The organism is Ruegeria sp. CF1 (genome assembly GCF_056537445.1).
On the sequence record NZ_JBQFRN010000009.1, the window covers coordinates 78,410 to 95,816 of the forward strand.

Consider the following 17,407-nt stretch of genomic DNA (forward strand, 5'->3'; position numbering starts at 1 on the left):
CCCTACACCCTCTCGATGATCTTCTCGCCGAACAGGCCCTGAGGTCGGAACACGAGGAATATCAGCGCCAATACATAGGCAAACCAGTTCTCAGTCGCACCGCCAACCATTGGGCCGATGGCGAACTCGAACAGTTTCTCACCCACACCGATGATCAGGCCACCGACAATGGCTCCGGGGATCGAGGTGAATCCGCCTAGCATCAGCACCGGCAGCGCCTTCAGCGCGATCAGCGACAGCGAGAACTGAACGCCCGATTTGGTGCCCCACATGATGCCCGCGACCAGCGCCACAAACCCGGCGACCGACCAGACCATGATCCAGATGAAGTTCAGCGAAATCCCGACCGATAGCGCCGCCTGATGGTCATCCGCCACCGCACGCATCGCCCGACCCTGCTTGGTGTACTGGCTGAACGCGACCAGAGCCGCCACCAGAAGTGCTGCGATGATCGTGGCCACGATGTCCAGATTGTCGATGAAGAAACCGTAGTCGAAGATGTTAAAAGTCGTCTCGTCAATCCACAGGTTGATACCCTGCGGCAGACCCACATCCAGCGTCTTGATCTCGGACCCCCACATCAGGTCGGCGACGCCCTCAAGGAAATAGGCCAGACCGATGGTCGCCATGAACAGGATGATCGGTTCCTGTCCGACCAGATGGCGCATCACGAACCGCTGCACGCACCAGGCCAGCAACACCATCACGGCCATGGTCAGAATAATCGCAAGCAACGCGGGCACATTCCAACCAAAATTATAGACGTGCGTGCCGAAAGTCGCGTTGATCAGGTGCGCAAAAGGCACCTGCCCGTTCATGATTCCGACCAGCGTCATCGCCGCAAACAGGGCCATAACCCCTTGGGCATAATTGAAAATCCCCGACGCCTTGTAGATCAACACAAAGCCCAGCGCGACCAGCGCATACAGCACCCCAGCCATCAGACCGTTGAGGATGACCTCCATCGCGAAGATTAATTGTTCAGGCATGCCAGCCCCTCCCCAATTCTGCCCGGACCTCAGTCATGGCTGACCCCCAAATAGGCATCAATGACTTCTTGGTTGTTGCGCACCTCATCCGGGGTGCCGTCACCAATCTTTTTGCCGTAATCCATCACAACCACACGGTCGCTCAGATCCATTACCACGCCCATATCGTGCTCGATCAGCGCAATCGTGGTGCCAAACTCGTCATTCACGTCGAGGATAAAGCGGCTCATGTCCTCTTTCTCTTCGACGTTCATCCCGGCCATCGGCTCATCCAGCAGCAGCAGTTTCGGTTCCGCTGCCAGCGCGCGCGCCAGTTCGACGCGTTTCTTCAACCCGTAAGGCAGCCGGGACACCGGCGTTTTGCGGATGTGCTGAATCTCAAGGAAATCAATGATCTTCTCGACCGCCTCGCGATTCTCGGTCTCTTCTGCCTCGGCCTTGCCCTTCCACAGCGCTTGCTGAAGAATATTGGTCTTCATAAAACCCAAACGCCCGGTCATGACGTTGTCCAGAACGCTCATCCCTTCAAACAAGGCAATGTTCTGGAACGTCCGCGCGATCCCTTGCTGGGCTACTTCAAAGGGCCGCATCGGCGGGCGTTTGGCACCGTGAAACCAAACCTCACCCTCTTGCGGAACATAAAAGCCCGAGATCACATTCAGCATCGAGGACTTACCCGCCCCGTTTGGCCCGATGATCGCACGGATCTCACCCTCACGGATGTCGAACGAGATATCCTTGATCGCCACCACGCCGCCAAAGCGCAGGGTGATGTTCTTCATCTCCATCACCACACCGCCGATCTTGCGGCCGTCTTCGGTGACATATCCTTCGGAGTTATCCAGCATCAGAACCTCCCTGACACAAAAACGGGACGGCGGGCGGGGCGATGACCGCAGGTCGAGCGGCGCGCGTCAGCCCACTCATTCCGCCGCCACCTTGTGCTGCGCGACCGGAACCACTGGCGCATCGACAATTTCCAACGTCGCAGAAATCGATCCCTTACGACCATCTTCATAGGTCACTTCAGTCGTGGTCGAAACGCTCGACGACCCGTCGTACAACGCCGCAATAATGTCGCTGAATTTGTCCTCGACAAACCCACGCCGCACCTTGCGGGTCCGGGTCATTTCACCATCATCCGCATCCAGTTCCTTATGCAGAACCACGAAACGATGCACCTGACAGCCCGACAGCATTTCATCCGCCGCAACCGACTTGTTCACCTCTTCCACATGGCTCCGAATCGTCTCTAACACACGGGGATGACCCGCTAGCTCCTGATAGGACGCGTAGGCCACATTGTTACGTTCGGCCCAGTTTCCGACAGCTGTCAGGTCAATATTGATGAAGGCTACGCAGCGATCCTTGCTGTTACCGAACAGCACGACCTCAAGAATGTCAGGATAGAACTTCAGCTTGTTCTCGACGTATTTCGGCGCAAACATCGAGCCATCGGCCATCTTGCCCACGTCTTTGGCGCGATCGATGATCCGCAGATGGCCCGAGTTCTCCTCGATGAACCCGGCATCCCCAGTGGCGACCCAGCCTTCGGCATCTTTGGTCGAAGCTGTGGAGTCCGGGTTATTGTAATATTCAACAAACACCCCGGGCGAGCGATAGTGGATCTCACCCTTATCGTCGATTTTCAGCTCAACATCCGGTGCGGGGACGCCGACCGTATCGGCCCGTACCTCCCCATCCGGTTGCACTGTAATGAACACGGTGGCTTCGGTCTGACCATATAGCTGTTTCAGGTTGATGCCCAAAGAGCGATAGAAATCAAAGATTTCCGGCCCAATCGCCTCGCCCGCTGTATAGCCAACACGGAACCTACCGTAGCCCAAAGTGTCCTTGAGCGGACCGTAAACCAGCAGGTTACCCAGTGCGTATTTCAGCTTGTCGCCAAAGCCCACCGGCTTGCCGTCCAGCAACAGACCACCGACTTTTTTGGCATGCGCCATGAAGTGGTGGAACATCCGTTGTTTCAGCTTGCCCGCATCCTCCATCCGGATCATCACATTGGTCAGCTGCGTCTCGAACACACGCGGCGGAGCAAAGAAGTAGGTTGGCCCGATCTCGCGCAGGTCGGTCATCATCGTGTCGGCGCTTTCGGGGCAGTTCACACAGAAACCGCACCAATAGGCCTGACCGATGGAGAAGATGAAATCCCCAACCCACGCCATCGGCAGGTATGAGAGAATATCTTCATTCCGGGTCAGACGATCGAACTCGGCCGAGTTCTTGGCGCTCTCGATGACATTCCGGTTCGACAGCACCACGCCCTTGGGCTTGCCCGTGGTGCCCGAGGTATAGAGCATTACGCAGGTGTCGTCATAGGTGATCGCAGCGATGCGCTTGTCCAGTTCGGCGTCAAACCGTGCATGACCGGCGCTGCCCTCCGCCATGATGTCCTCAAGCGCGTTCATCTGCGAGTGGTCATACTTCCGCATCCCGCGCTTGTCGGTATAAAGTATGTGTTTGACCTGATGGAGATTTTCCTGAATCTCGATGACTTTGTCGACCTGCTCCTGATCACCGCAGACCACATATTTCGCGCCGCAATGTTCCAGCACATAGGCCATCTCTTCGGCGACCGAGTCCTGATACAGAGGCACCGGCACCGCGCCTACCATCTGAGCGGCAACCATCGACCAGTAATGGGCGGGACGGTTCCGACCAATCACAGCAATATGGTCACCCTTTTCAACGCCAAGTTCTAGAAACCCAAGCGCGATGGCACGGATTTCTTTGGCGGCTTCCGCCCAGGTCCAGCATTGCCAGATCCCGAATTCCTTTTCCCGATAGGCCGGGGCATCCCCGAACTGGGTCACATTGCGGTGTAATAGCGCCGGAAGAGAGTCCATCCCTTCAGCGCCCGACTGCGTCTGAGCCAATCTTTTTCTCCTCCCCATCCGACCCCTCCCCGGGCCGAAAATGGCGGGTTCGGGATGGTGCCCGAACGCCAATGCCCCGATAAGGGACGTCGTAACGATCAGCGTCAAGTTTTGCCTGATGTTTTCTCAATTCTTACGAATTGTAACAGGGGCGGAGGAGTGAAGTTCCGAGTTGTACAAGATGTAAAAATCGTTGAACTGGATAAACCAGCGCTGCCAAAAGCGAATACAACCTCCGCGTTTCTTTGGGCAATGCGTGAGTTCGTGATAGAATTGATAATGCATAGAGCTCAGCAGATCATATTTGTGGCCATCGCGATTTTTGTGATCGCTGGTAGCGGGAGTCGACCGATTTCAGCCGATGAGTTACAGGATTGCCCCGGCCATATTGGTGAACTTGACTTACCCATTGAGTGCATGTGCACAAAAGAGGCGCAACGGATACGGCCGTTCAATGTACAGGGATGCGAAGTGTACGCTTGGTGGAGCAACATTTGTATGGCCGCGGTGCATGCGGGAATTGCTACGCGTGAGGGCGGGCCAGTCCGGATCGAACAAAGGGAACCTCAAGCAGAATACGTCGGTTGCCTTCGTAACGATATGTTCAGCAATGACATGCACCACAGTGATTTGCCAAGCTTTGTCGTTTTGCCAGTTGAGTCAGATTAGAGTCTTTTTTAAGGGCTTATAGCCAATCCCGCAAAATCGGGATCAACGGCACATCTGCCGCAGGCATCGGGTAGTTCCTCAGATCATTCGCCCGCACCCATTTCAGCGCCTGTCCTTCTTTCGATTGCGGTATCCCCTCCCATTTGCGGCAGGCATACAGCGGCATCAGCAGGTGGAAATCGTCATAGCTGTGGCTGGCAAAGGTCAGCGGCGCGAGGCACGAGGCCCAGGTGTCGATGCCCAGTTCCTCGTGCAATTCGCGGATCAGGGCGGCCTCGGGGGTTTCTCCGGGTTCGATCTTGCCGCCGGGGAATTCCCAGAGACCGGCCATGGATTTGCCTTCGGGGCGTTGGGCCAGTAGGACGCGGCCCTCGATGTCGATCAGAGCGACAGCAGACACCAATACTGTCTTCACGAGCGATAATCCGCGTTGATCTCGATATATCCGTGGGTCAGATCGCAGGTCCAGACGGTGGAAGCGCCCTGACCCAGTCCCAGATCGACTGCGATCACCAAATCCTGACCTTTCATATAGGCCGCAGCGTCTTCCTCGCGGTAGTCGGGGCTGACCCAGCCTTTTTCAGCCACAAGGATGTCTCCGAACGATATGCTCAAAAGGTCGCGGTCTGCAGCAGCACCGGATTTGCCGATGGCCATGACGATGCGGCCCCAATTCGGGTCCTCGCCCGCGATGGCGGTTTTGACCAGCGGGGAGTTGGCGATAGCCAGCCCGTGGGTTTTGGCATCAGCATCCGTGGCGGCGCCGGTCACACGAATTTCGACGAATTTCGTGGCCCCTTCGCCGTCGCGGACCACTTGCTGCGCAAGGTCCAACATCACTGTTTCCAGCGCTTGCGCGAAAGCGGCATTGCCGGTGGCATCGACGCCCGATGCCCCGGTGGCGCAAAGCAAGAGGCTGTCGGATGTCGAGGTATCGCTATCCACAGTGATGCAGTTGAAGGTCCGGTCGGTCTGCGCGCCCAGCATCGCCTGCAGCGCTGTCTGCTCGATCTGAGCGTCGGTGAAGATATAAACCAGCATCGTCGCCATATCGGGCGCGATCATGCCGGAACCCTTCGCTATCCCCGCAATAGAGACTGTTTGGCCGCCAATATCGACCTGCGCCGACGACCCCTTCGGGAAGGTGTCGGTGGTCATGATCGCGCGCGCCGCGTCCTCGATCGCGTGACGGCTGAGGCCCGCCTTCAACGCCTCAAGCTGTGCAACGATGCGGTCATGGGGCAGCGGCTCGCCGATGACACCGGTCGACGAGGTAAAAACCCGATCTACCTCAACACCGGTAGCTTTGGAGACGGCTTGCGTCACCTCGGCCACTGAGGTCTGCCCGTAATGGCCGGTAAACGCATTGGCGTTGCCCGAATTCACAAGGATCGCTGCAGGCCCGTCGCCGGGCCCGCCGATCTTGTCCTGACAATCCAGAACGGGGGCCGCACGGGTGGCCGAGCGGGTGAACACTCCGGCCACCGAGGTGCCCGGATCAAGAACGGCCAGCATCACATCGGTGCGGCCTTGATATCGGACACCAGCCTCGACAGTGGCGAAGCGCACACCGTCGATCGCGGGCAATTCGGGGAAGGCCGCCGGGGCCAGCGGTGAAACCTTGGTTATCGTGGCCACGGGGTTACTCCTGCAGCAGCTCCAGCTGGCGCATGACCTCGGGGCCGGCGCCCTCGAGCGCGGGACGCTCGATCTGCGCTTGCTGCGTCAACTCGTCAATCTTGGCCTGAATTGCTTCTTGCCGAATGGTCTGAGCCAATTCATCGCGCACGACCGCCAATTCGGGGGCCTCGGTCTTGCGCTTGTCGTTCAGCGTGACCACGTGCCAACCAAACTGGGTTTGCACCGGATCCGAGACCTGACCCTTTTCAAGGCCAAGCACGGCACCTTCAAACTCGGGCACCATCTGGCCTTTGCCGAACCAGCCCAGCGCACCGCCATTGGGGCCAGAGGGTCCTGTGGATTTTTCTTTCGCTAGCTCAGCGAAATCTGCGCCTTCTTCAAGTTGGGCTTTGACAGCTTTGGCTTCGTCCTCGGATTCGACCAGAATGTGGCTGGCATTGAACTCGTCTTCGCCTTGAAACTCGGCGAATTGCGTGTCATAGGCGGCCTGTATGGCCTCATCAGTGACACTGGCGGCTGTCAGCGCTTCGACGGTTTGTACGGCGCGCAGGGACCGGGTTTCGTTTTCCAGTCGAAGGGCGTTTAGTGTATTCAGCTCTTCCTGTTCAAGGCTCAGCAGGTGCTGCTGGACCAGTTGCTCGAGGATGAAATCATATAGCACCTCATCTTCAAGCTGCTGATACTGCGCCGGCAGCGCCGAGGCGGTGGCGATGACGTGACCCAATGTGATCTCGTCGCCGTTCACGCGGGCAACCACGGTGTTGGCATCCGGTGCGTCCTGGGCGGCCAGCGGCAACGCCATCACGGCAGCAAGCGCAAGCGATGGCAGAAAAGTGAGGCCTTTGGGCATGGAACTATCCTATTTCTTTGCCGCGACAGGGCGCAGCGTTGACACTGTGGAACCTGCCCCTTACATCGCTTTGAAGCCTTGGACAGGGCCGCCTTTCACCCCCCGTATCTAGGGGCTGCGCGCAAGGTGGGCAAGCCTGTCGCAACCAAGAAAAAACAGATCCGCTGGAGTGAACATGCTGGGACTCGGAACGCTCGCCAAAAAGGTGTTCGGAACACCGAACGACCGCAAGATCAAGGCGGCCCGCCCGCTGGTCGAAAAGATCAATGCGCTGGAGCCGGAGTTCGAGATCCTGACCGACGATGGCCTGATCGAGAAAACCGCTGAGCTGCGCAAACGAGCGCTGGACGGTGAAAAGCTGGATGACTTGCTGCCGGAAGCATTTGCCAATGTCCGCGAAGGGGCCAAGCGCGCCCTGGGTCTTCGGGCCTTTGATGTGCAGTTGATGGGTGGTTTGTTCCTGCACCAGGGCAACATCTCGGAAATGAAAACGGGTGAGGGCAAAACCCTGGTCGCCACCTTCCCCGCCTATCTGAATGCACTGACCGGCAAGGGCGTGCATGTGGTCACGGTGAACGAATACCTGGCCAAGCGCGACTCGGAATGGATGGGCAAGGTGTTTGCGTCCGTTGGCATGACGACCGGTGTGATCTGGTCGGGCCAACCGGATGCCGAGAAGATGGCGGCGTACAAGTGTGACATCACCTATGCCACAAATAATGAGTTGGGCTTCGACTATCTGCGCGACAACATGAAGGCCGATCTGGAACAGGTCTATCAGAAGCACCACAATTTCGCGATCGTCGACGAAGTCGACTCGATCCTGATTGATGAGGCGCGGACGCCGCTGATCATCTCGGGGCCGGCACAAGACCGATCGGACCTTTATACTGCCATCGATACCGTGATCCCGACGCTGCAGGACGATCATTACTCGCTCGATGAAAAAAGCCGCAGCGTGACGTTCACCGATGAAGGCAACGAGTTTTTGGAGCAGCAACTGCTTTCAGCGGGTCTGCTGCCCGAAGGGCATTCGCTGTACGACCCCGAAAGCACCACTGTAGTGCATCACGTCAATCAGGGCCTGCGCGCGCACAAACTGTTCCAACGGGACAAGGACTATATCGTTCGGGATGGCAATGTGGTGCTGATCGACGAATTCACCGGTCGGATGATGCCGGGCCGCCGCTTGTCGGAGGGTCTGCACCAAGCTATCGAAGCCAAGGAAGGCGTACAGATTCAGCCCGAGAATGTGACGCTGGCCAGCGTGACATTCCAGAACTATTTCCGCCTCTATGACAAGCTGTCCGGCATGACCGGCACTGCGCTGACCGAGGCGGAAGAATTTCAGGAAATCTATGGTCTGGGTGTGGTCGAGGTTCCGACCAACAAACCAATCGCGCGTGAGGACAAAGACGACCAGGTCTATCGCACGACAGCCGAAAAATACGGTGCCATTATTGAACAGGTCAAAAAGGCCGGTGAAAAAGGTCAGCCGGTTCTTGTCGGTACCACGTCGATCGAAAAGTCCGAAGTGATCAGCCAGATGCTGGACAAAGAGGGAATCGAGCACAACGTTCTGAACGCCCGCCAGCATGAACAGGAAGCGCAGATAGTGGCCGATGCAGGCCGTCTTGGCGCGGTGACCATCGCCACCAACATGGCGGGCCGCGGCACCGATATTCAGCTGGGCGGCAATGTCGAGATGAAGGTGCTGCAGGCGCTGGCCGAAAACCCCGAGGCTGACCCGGCCGACTTGCGTGCGGCAGAAGAAGCCAAGCACGCGGAAGAAAAGGAAAAGGTGCTGCAGGCCGGTGGTCTTTACGTAATGGCGTCCGAACGTCATGAAAGCCGCCGGATCGACAACCAGCTGCGCGGGCGTTCGGGACGCCAGGGTGACCCGGGCCGCACCGTGTTCTACCTGAGCCTGGAAGATGACCTGATGCGCATCTTCGGTTCGGAACGTCTGGACAAGGTCCTGACCACGCTGGGCATGAAAGAGGGCGAGGCAATCATTCACCCCTGGGTGAACAAATCGCTGGAACGGGCGCAATCCAAGGTCGAAGGTCGCAACTTTGACATGCGCAAAAACGTTCTGAAATTCGACGACGTGATGAACGATCAGCGGAAAGTCGTGTTCAGCCAGCGGCGTGAAATCATGTCAGCAGATGATCTGTCGGATGTCGTGTCCGATATGCGTGAGCAGGTGATCGACGATATGATCGACGAATTCATGCCGCCAAAATCATATGCAGATCAATGGGATACAGAAGGTCTGCACGAAGCGGTCAAAGAGAAGCTGACCATCGATGCGCCGGTTCAGGACTGGGCCGCCGAGGAAGGCGTAGATGACGAGCAAATCCGCGAACGTCTGATCAAGGCCGCCGATGAAATGATGGCGCAGAAGGCCGTGGCGTTTGGCCCGGAAAACATGCGCAACATCGAAAAGCAGGTTCTGCTGCAGACTATCGATGGCAAATGGCGCGAACATCTTTTGACGCTGGAACATCTGCGCTCGGTCGTGGGTTTCCGTGGCTATGCACAGCGCGATCCGCTGAACGAGTACAAGAACGAAAGCTTCCAGCTGTTCGAAGGGATGCTTGATTCCTTGCGCGAAACCGTCACTCAGCAATTGTCGCGCGTGCGCCCGCTGAGCGAAGAAGAACAGAAGGAAATGCTCGCGCAGATGGCAGCGCAACAGGCACAGGCGCAGAAAGCTGTGGATCAAGCTGCCGGGAATGCCGAGGCGATCGCCGAAGCCGAAGCGTCTGGTGACAGTCGTCCGGGTTTTGTTGAGGATGATCCTTCGACTTGGGGGAACCCGTCACGCAATGATCCTTGCCCCTGTGGCTCGGGGAAAAAATTCAAACATTGCCACGGCAGGTTGACTTAACGTCACCTGCTTTCCACCACAATGAGTCCGCCTCACGGCCACATATTGGCCTTGATTGGGAAGCAAATTGCGAATCGCTCCTTCAACTGGGGAGGGTGTCTTGTTTGTCATTAAGAACTACGTGACCACGGGCGGAACCGTTGCCTGCGCTCTGGCCATTGGATATTTGATGCAAAACGGATCGGCGCAGCAACCCAATGCTGAGCCGAGCGGTGAACGCGTCGCTTCGATCTCGGAGCAGGACTCGGACCTGACCGGTCTGGAAAGCGTTGTCCTGACCTCTTCTTCCCCGACAGAAGCGCGTCCCAAGGATCTATCTCAATCCACGCGCCCGGCGCAAGAAACCAGCCGTTTGCCTTCGAATTGCGATATGAGCGCGCGCGCCATGGCTGTGCCCGGCGCCAACGTACGGCTGCGGGTCAAGGCTCCCTGCCACGCCAATGAGATCATTGAGGTTCATCACAACGGGCTGGTTTTCAGCACCGAGACCGATGCGCTTGGCGGCTTGAACCTGACCATCCCGGCGCTGTCGGAATACGCTATTTTCCTGATCTCGCTGCCGGATGAGAAAGGCACCGTTGCGACGACGCATGTGCCCGAGATCAACAGCTTCAACCGGGTTGCCTTGCAGTGGCAGGGCGAAACCGATCTGCAGCTTCATGCGCTGGAATTCGGCGCAGGTTACGGGGAAGAAGGCCACGTGTGGTCCGGGTCCCAGACCGGCGGCTCGGGCTCGGTGATCCATCTGGGTCAGGGCGGTTCGGACGTCGCGCGCAATATCGAGGTTTATTCATACCCCATCGAGACCGCAACCGAGGCCGGAAGTATCACACTGTCGGTTGAAACTGAGGTCACTGAAGCAAATTGCGGCAAGCCCCTAAACGTGCAATCATTGGAATGGCGCGCGGAACGGCTCCGCTCACGCGACCTGTCGCTGGATATGCCCGGTTGTGAGGCAGCTGGCGATTTTCTGGTGTTGAATAATCTGTTCTCAGACCTGACAATCGCTGCCAAATAAGCAGCAGGCAGATCTACGGTTTCCAATGAACATTCTTCGTGCGGCGTTCGCCGCGCTTTTTGCCTTATCCTTGGCACAAAGCGTATTCGCGCAGGACATCACTTTGACCTCGCATGACGGCAAGGTAGAGGTGGTCGGCACCCTTCTTGGTTACGACGGTGAATTCTACCGTGTCGATACGCAATTCGGAGAGCTGACGGTCGATGGATCGGGGGTCACCTGCGACGGCCCAGCTTGCCCCAACCTGACGGATTTTGTGGCCGAAGTTCGTTTCTCTGGCTCATCAGTGATCGCCGAGACACTGCTGCCCGCGCTTGCACAGGGCTTTGCCATCGAGGAAGGGTTAACCCTGTCACAGCCCGAGGGCACCGGAGACCTGCGGGTCTACGCCCTGAATCAGCCTGATCGGCAGGCGCCTTTGGCGAGGTTCATATTTCGTGCAACGGATACGGCTGACGGCTTTATCGATCTGGTTGAGAACACCGCAGATGTCGTGTTGGCGCAGCGGGAAATTCGATCAGACGAACTGGAGTTGACCAGAGCCGCTGGGCTCGGAGATCTGACGCAAACCCGCCGGTCGCGTGTCTTGGCTCTGGATGCAATCGTGCCAATCGTGTCGGCCGACAATCCCGTGCGCCAGATATCGCTTGCTGATCTGGTGAAGGTTTTCACCGCCGAGGTCGCAAATTGGGGCGATCTCGGTGGGCCTGATGCGCCGATCTCTCTGCATCTGCCACAGGTCGGTTCCGGGCTGGATCAGGCGGTCGAGGATTTGCTGTTAGCACCTGCCAACGCACATATGACCGCTCAGATCACGCGCCACGATCGAAACAGCAATCTGGTGCGCACGGTCTCGAACGACCCGTTCGCGCTCGGCGTCGCCAGTCTTGCCGAGGCCGGGACTGTGCGCGCCCTGCCTCTGACCGGTGGGTGCGGACATGCCCTGTCGGCAACACGGCAATCGGTCAAGACCGAAGATTATCCGCTGACCTCACCCATGTTTTTCTATTTGCCACAAAGACGATTGCCCAAAGTCGCGCGACAGTTTTTGGCCTATACCCAAAGCAGCGCCGCACAGATGGTCATCCGGCAAGCCGGATTTGTCGATCAATCCCTTGAAACAATCCAGGTTGGGCTGCAAGGCGATCGGCTGGCCAATGCGATCAGCACCGGTGGAGTTGAGGTCGGGTTGCAAGAGTTGCAGCGCATGATCGAAACTCTCCGTCCACTTTCGCGGCTATCTTTGTCCTTTCGGTTCGAACCGGGGTCGTCGCGACCCGATGCGCAGTCCCGGTCAAACATCTTGAACCTTGCGCAAGCTTTGGAGAGCGGAACGTTGGAGGCGCGTCAATTGATCTTTGTTGGGTTTAGTGACGGCGAGGGCGCGGCGGTCGCCAATTCACGTATTGCCCTGCAGCGAGCCAAAACCGTCCGAAACGCAGTGCTGGCATCGGTCGAAACCAGCCTCCCCGACAGCATCGAAATCAGTGTCGAGGGCTTTGGCGAGGCCATGCCGATGGCCTGCGACGACACCGAATGGGGCCGCAAGGTGAATCGTCGGGTCGAAGTTTGGATCCGATAACCCTTACAAATAGCCTTGCGAGCGGAAACTCAGTTCAGCCGATTTCCCGATGATCAGGTGATCATGCAAAGTCAGCCCAAGGGCGGAACACGCATCCTGAATCCGGTTGGTCATATCGATATCCGACTGCGACGGCGTCGGATCACCGGATGGATGATTGTGGACCAGGATCAGAGCCGAGGCATTGAGTTCCAACGCCCGCTTCGCGACCTCTCGCGGATAGACCGGCACATGATCCACCGTGCCTTTGGCCTGCTCTTCATCCGCAATCAGCACATTCTTGCGATCTAGATAAAACACACGAAACTGCTCGATCTCGCGGTGCGCCATCGTGGTGTGACAATAGTCCAGAAGCGCATCCCATCCCGAGATCACATGCCGTTGCATCACCCGGGCACGCGCCATGCGATGGGCACAGGCCTCAAGGATTTTCAGATCGGTAATCACCGTGTCCCCAACGCCTTTGATCTGACGCAGCCGTTCCTCGGGTGCCGTCAACACACGATTGAAATCACCAAACTCTTCCATCAGTGCCCGAGCCAGCGGTTTCACATCCTGACGCGGGATGGATCGGAACAGAGCAAGTTCCAGCAGTTCATAATCCGGCATCGCTGCTGATCCGCCAGACATGAACCTTTCGCGCAGCCGCTTGCGATGGTCTTTGATGTAGGAGGGTAACCGACCAACGGGCAGCGGCTGCGCCGGTGCTTCATCCGTATCGAACAGCATGGGGGCTTCGGCAAAGGCGTCTTGGGTCATAACACCACTCTGACGCAGAATCGGTTTCCGAAAAGTTAACGCGCCCTATCCCTGCCTGCCGGATCGGCAACACACGGATCCCCTGTTTCATCTGGCCATAAATAACTCGGGGGGGGCGCCCAAAGGGCTATGGGGGCAGAGCCCCCTGCTCAACCGTTTAACCCTTCATGCCATCCCAGAAGGACTTTACAGAAGAGAAAAAGCTTTTAGATTCCGGGTGGTTATCTTCACCCAAATCGTCAAACTCACGCAGAAGTTCTTTCTGACGACTGGTCAGATTGACCGGAGTTTCCACGGCAAGTTCGATGAACATATCCCCGATGCCTCCGCCGCGCAGGGCGGGCATGCCTTTGCTACGCAGGCGCATTTGGCGACCCGACTGGCTGCCGGCAGGAATCTGTACACGACCGCGACCACCGTCGATGGTCGGCACCTCGATCGAACCGCCAAGTGCTGCCTTGGCCATGCTGACTGGCACACGGCAATAGAGGTTCACGCTGTCACGTTCGAACAGCTTGTGCTCGGAAACTTCGACAAAAATATAGAGGTCACCCGGAGGACCACCACGCATTCCGGCCTCACCCTCACCGGCCAGACGAATCCGGGTGCCGGTCTCGACACCGGCAGGGATGTTCACGGACAATGCGCGATCTTTTTCAACGCGCCCCGCACCTTGGCACGACTTACAAGGGTTCTTAATGATCTGACCCAAACCAGAGCAGGTCGGGCAAGTGCGCTCAACCGTGAAAAAGCCCTGTTGCGCGCGAACCTTGCCCATGCCGGAACAAGTTGGACATGCAGTAGGTTCAACACCACCTTCGGCACCAGTTCCCTCGCAAGAGGAACAGGCCACAGCCGTAGGAACGTTTATGGTTTTCTGCAGGCCTGCATAAGCCTCTTCCAGCGTGACCCGCAGGTTATAGCGCAGGTCTGAACCGCGTGCGGCGCGACGGCCCCCGCCTGCCCCACGCTGGCCACCCATGAAGTCGCCGAACAGATCGTCGAACACGTCAGAGAACGCGCTGGAGAAATCGCCCTGACCGAAGCCGCCACCGGGACGGCCGCCGCCGCCACCCATGCCGTTTTCAAACGCAGCGTGACCAAAGCGGTCATAAGCGGCTTTCTTGTCAGCATCACGCAGAACATCGTAGGCCTCGTTGGCCTCTTTGAACTGCGCTTCGGCATCGGGGTTGTCCTTGTTGCGATCGGGATGCAGCTGTTTGGCTTTCGAGCGAAAGCCTTTCTTGATCTCATCCGCAGAAGCGCCCTTGGACACGCCGAGCACTTCGTAATAGTCGCGTTTGGACATCAGTATTTCCTTCTGCCTCAACGTAATCGGGCCGGCCCGGCAACCGGACCGGCCCAAATTGGCCCGGTTACCCGTTAGTTACGCTTGTCGTCGTCCAGATCTTCGAACTCGGCGTCGACAATGTCATCGTCACCCGGCGCGGCATCTGCGGCTGCGGGCTCATCTTCGCCCTCTTCCGCCTGTGCCTTATAGATCGCCTCACCCAGTTTCATGGCCGCTTCGGTCACGTTCTGGATGCCCGACTTGATCTTGTCGGCATTGTCCGTTTCCAGCTCATCCTTGAGCGCGGCAACGGCCAGCTCGATCGCTTCGACGGTCGACGGGTCGACCTTGTCGCCATGTTCCTCGATCGATTTCTCGGTCGCGTGAACAAGGCTTTCGGCCTGGTTCTTGGCTTCGACAAGCTCTTTGCGCGCCTTGTCTGCCTCGGCGTTTTCCTCGGCATCCTTGACCATCTTGTCGATATCTTCGTCCGACAGACCGCCCGAGGCCTGAATGGTGATCTTCTGCTCTTTGCCGGTGCCTTTGTCCTTGGCCGAAACCGAGACAATGCCGTTGGCGTCGATGTCAAAAGTCACCTCGATCTGAGGCATGCCGCGCGGTGCGGGCGGGATCTCTTCCAGATTGAACTGACCGAGGATCTTGTTGTCCGCAGCCATTTCGCGCTCACCCTGGAAACAGCGGATGGTCACGGCGTTCTGGTTGTCCTCGGCGGTCGAGAAGACCTGGGACTTTTTCGTCGGAATGGTCGTGTTGCGGTCGATCAGTCGGGTGAACACGCCACCCAGTGTCTCGATGCCCAAGCTGAGCGGGGTCACGTCCAGCAGAACCACGTCTTTGACGTCGCCCTGCAGAACGCCGGCCTGAATGGCGGCGCCCATGGCAACAACTTCGTCCGGGTTCACACCTTTGTGCGGCTCCTTACCGAAGAACTTGGTGACCTCTTCGATCACTTTCGGCATCCGGGTCATACCACCGACCAGAACAACCTCATCCACGTCGCCAGCCGACAGGCCCGCGTCTTTCAGGGCAGCCTGGCAAGGCTTCATCGACTTCTTGATCAGGTCGCCAACCAGCGATTCCAGCTTGGCACGGGTCAGTTTCATGACCATGTGCAGCGGCTGACCGTTCGAACCCATCGAGATGAACGGCTGGTTGATTTCGGTCTGCGAGGTCGAGGATAGCTCGATCTTGGCTTTTTCAGCGGCTTCTTTCAGACGCTGCAGGGCCATCTTGTCGGCAGACAGGTCGACACCGTGTTCCTTTTTGAACTCATCCGCCAGATAGTTGACGATGCGCATGTCAAAGTCTTCACCACCTAGGAAGGTATCGCCGTTGGTCGACTTCACCTCGAACAGGCCGTCGTCGATTTCCAGAATGGTTACGTCGAAAGTACCACCACCAAGGTCATAAACCGCGATGGTTTGGGTTTCTTCCTTGTCCAGACCATAGGCCAGAGCAGCCGCTGTCGGCTCGTTGATGATCCGCAGCACTTCCAGACCGGCAATTTTACCGGCGTCTTTGGTGGCCTGACGCTGAGCATCGTTGAAGTATGCCGGAACGGTGATGACTGCTTGCGTGACTTCCTCACCCAGATAGCTTTCTGCGGTTTCCTTCATCTTGCCCAGAGTGAAGGCCGAGATCTGGCTTGGGGAGTACTTTTCACCGCGGGCTTCAACCCACGCGTCGCCATTGCCGCCATCAACGATGGCGTAGGGCACCATTTTCTTGTCTTTTTCGACTTCTGCATCATCCACACGACGACCGATCAGACGCTTGACGCCAAAGATCGTGTTGTCGGGGTTGGTGACCGCCTGACGTTTTGCAGGCTGACCGACCAGACGCTCATCTTCTGTAAAAGCGACGATCGAGGGCGTGGTCCGCGCCCCTTCGGCGTTTTCGATGACCTTCGGCTGCGAGCCGTCCATGATGGCCACACACGAGTTGGTGGTACCGAGGTCAATCCCGATTACTTTTCCCATATTTTCAATCCCTTTCCATTCAAGGCGATGTCCCGAGGGTTGGACCCGTTGCGGCATCCTGCCCCCGATTGATGTGCGCGACAGCACTACACCATCGCGCGTCGAGGCGTATATAAGGGCGAGAACAGGGGCCTGCAAGCGTTCAGAAACGCAGGTTTTCGGGAATCTGTGGCCTTTTTGGCAAGGTTTTGGCAAGGTTTGGGGATTCTGGAATGGCGCGGCTGTTATTGCGCGGATTTGATATTCGGAAAGGCTATTTGGATGCGGCGGCGCAGTCGCATCTAGTTGACCTGCTTAGGCCGATTCTGAAAGTGGCACCGCTTTATCGGCCCGTGACACCTTCGGGCAAGGAAATGTCAGTGCGCATGACCTCGGCCGGGGTGCTGGGATGGGTCACTGACCGGGCGGGCTATCGGTATCAGGACACGCACCCAAAGGGCATGACATGGCCCGCGATTCCAGATGAGATTTTGACCATCTGGCAGGACCTGACGGGCGCGGATCGCCGGCCCGATTGCTGTCTGATCAACTATTACGGTGAAGGCACCAAGATGGGCCTGCATCAGGACAAGGATGAGGCCGATTTCTCGTGGCCCGTGCTGTCGATTTCATTGGGCGATGACGCGCTATTCCGCATCGGCAATACAACACGGGGCGGCAAGACCGAGTCGATCTGGCTGAGCTCGGGCGATGTGGTGATCATGGGCGGCCCGGCACGCTTGACCTATCACGGGGTTGATCGCATCCGGTTTGGATCATCCAAACTTTTGCCAAAGGGCGGACGCATCAACCTGACTTTGAGAGTCGCAACGTGAAAC

The 17,407-nt window shown here is 57.7% G+C and carries 14 protein-coding genes; 5 read left to right on the top strand and 9 right to left on the bottom strand.

The annotated features are described in order from the left end of the window. Nucleotides 1–2 precede the first annotated feature (2 nt). The 3 genes from ACRZ96_RS15610 to ACRZ96_RS15620 form a co-directional block, all read right to left on the bottom strand. Nucleotides 3–989: a branched-chain amino acid ABC transporter permease gene (locus tag ACRZ96_RS15610; protein WP_170408767.1), complete on the bottom strand. Its 987-nt coding sequence runs from the start codon at nucleotides 987–989 to the stop codon at nucleotides 3–5. 29 nt (nucleotides 990–1,018) lie between these two features. Next, on the bottom strand, nucleotides 1,019–1,837 hold the full coding sequence (locus tag ACRZ96_RS15615; RefSeq protein WP_170426283.1) for an ABC transporter ATP-binding protein: 819 nt from the start codon (nucleotides 1,835–1,837) through the stop codon (nucleotides 1,019–1,021). Nucleotides 1,838–1,912: 75 nt separating this feature from the next. After that, nucleotides 1,913–3,856 (bottom strand): AMP-binding protein, encoded by a 1,944-nt coding sequence (locus ACRZ96_RS15620; protein ID WP_480707540.1) that lies wholly within the window; start codon nucleotides 3,854–3,856, stop codon nucleotides 1,913–1,915. A 189-nt stretch (nucleotides 3,857–4,045) separates the two neighbouring features. On the opposite strand from ACRZ96_RS15620, the gene ACRZ96_RS15625 reads away from it, so the two are divergent. After that, nucleotides 4,046–4,555 carry an LCCL domain-containing protein gene (locus ACRZ96_RS15625; protein ID WP_170613516.1) on the top strand — a complete coding sequence of 170 codons (510 nt, stop codon included), beginning with the start codon at nucleotides 4,046–4,048 and terminating at the stop codon, nucleotides 4,553–4,555. A gap of 16 nt (nucleotides 4,556–4,571) precedes the next feature. Here ACRZ96_RS15625 and mutT read toward each other — a convergent pair whose 3' ends face one another. The 3 genes from mutT to ACRZ96_RS15640 are packed head-to-tail and all read right to left on the bottom strand — an operon-like array spanning nucleotide 4,572 to nucleotide 7,046. Further along, nucleotides 4,572–4,970 (bottom strand): 8-oxo-dGTP diphosphatase MutT, encoded by a 399-nt coding sequence (mutT, locus tag ACRZ96_RS15630; RefSeq protein ID WP_223117286.1) that lies wholly within the window; start codon nucleotides 4,968–4,970, stop codon nucleotides 4,572–4,574. Beyond that, a complete protein-coding gene (gene argJ / locus ACRZ96_RS15635; RefSeq protein ID WP_170399294.1) occupies nucleotides 4,967–6,193 on the bottom strand; it encodes a bifunctional glutamate N-acetyltransferase/amino-acid acetyltransferase ArgJ in 1,227 nt (408 codons plus the stop codon). The genes mutT and argJ overlap by 4 nt, the downstream gene beginning before the upstream one ends. A gap of 4 nt (nucleotides 6,194–6,197) precedes the next feature. Beyond that, nucleotides 6,198–7,046, bottom strand: a complete 849-nt coding sequence (locus ACRZ96_RS15640; RefSeq protein ID WP_170399297.1) for a peptidylprolyl isomerase — start codon at nucleotides 7,044–7,046, stop codon at nucleotides 6,198–6,200. 175 nt (nucleotides 7,047–7,221) lie between these two features. Between ACRZ96_RS15640 and secA the strand changes: the two genes are divergently transcribed. The 3 genes from secA to ACRZ96_RS15655 all read left to right on the top strand — a co-directional run bounded on the left by secA (nucleotide 7,222) and on the right by ACRZ96_RS15655 (nucleotide 12,539). Continuing rightward, the gene (gene secA / locus ACRZ96_RS15645; RefSeq protein WP_480772201.1) at nucleotides 7,222–9,939 is read left to right on the top strand and encodes a preprotein translocase subunit SecA; all 2,718 of its coding nucleotides are present in this window, start codon (nucleotides 7,222–7,224) and stop codon (nucleotides 9,937–9,939) included. A gap of 100 nt (nucleotides 9,940–10,039) precedes the next feature. After that, nucleotides 10,040–10,957, top strand: a complete 918-nt coding sequence (locus tag ACRZ96_RS15650) for a hypothetical protein (RefSeq protein ID WP_480772200.1) — start codon at nucleotides 10,040–10,042, stop codon at nucleotides 10,955–10,957. A gap of 25 nt (nucleotides 10,958–10,982) precedes the next feature. Then, nucleotides 10,983–12,539: a phosphate ABC transporter substrate-binding/OmpA family protein gene (locus ACRZ96_RS15655; RefSeq protein ID WP_480772199.1), complete on the top strand. Its 1,557-nt coding sequence runs from the start codon at nucleotides 10,983–10,985 to the stop codon at nucleotides 12,537–12,539. A 3-nt stretch (nucleotides 12,540–12,542) separates the two neighbouring features. Here the strand turns inward: ACRZ96_RS15655 and radC are convergent, their stop codons facing one another. The 3 genes from radC to dnaK form a co-directional block, all read right to left on the bottom strand. Then, a complete protein-coding gene (radC, locus tag ACRZ96_RS15660; protein ID WP_170399305.1) occupies nucleotides 12,543–13,298 on the bottom strand; it encodes a RadC family protein in 756 nt (251 codons plus the stop codon). 157 nt (nucleotides 13,299–13,455) lie between these two features. Beyond that, on the bottom strand, nucleotides 13,456–14,607 hold the full coding sequence (gene dnaJ, locus ACRZ96_RS15665; protein ID WP_170399308.1) for a molecular chaperone DnaJ: 1,152 nt from the start codon (nucleotides 14,605–14,607) through the stop codon (nucleotides 13,456–13,458). 74 nt (nucleotides 14,608–14,681) lie between these two features. Then, nucleotides 14,682–16,589, bottom strand: a complete 1,908-nt coding sequence (gene dnaK, locus ACRZ96_RS15670) for a molecular chaperone DnaK (RefSeq protein WP_170399312.1) — start codon at nucleotides 16,587–16,589, stop codon at nucleotides 14,682–14,684. A 212-nt stretch (nucleotides 16,590–16,801) separates the two neighbouring features. On the opposite strand from dnaK, the gene ACRZ96_RS15675 reads away from it, so the two are divergent. Continuing rightward, nucleotides 16,802–17,404, top strand: coding sequence for an alpha-ketoglutarate-dependent dioxygenase AlkB (locus ACRZ96_RS15675; protein WP_170613526.1), 603 nt, complete (start codon nucleotides 16,802–16,804; stop codon nucleotides 17,402–17,404). Nucleotides 17,405–17,407: the final 3 nt, after the last annotated feature.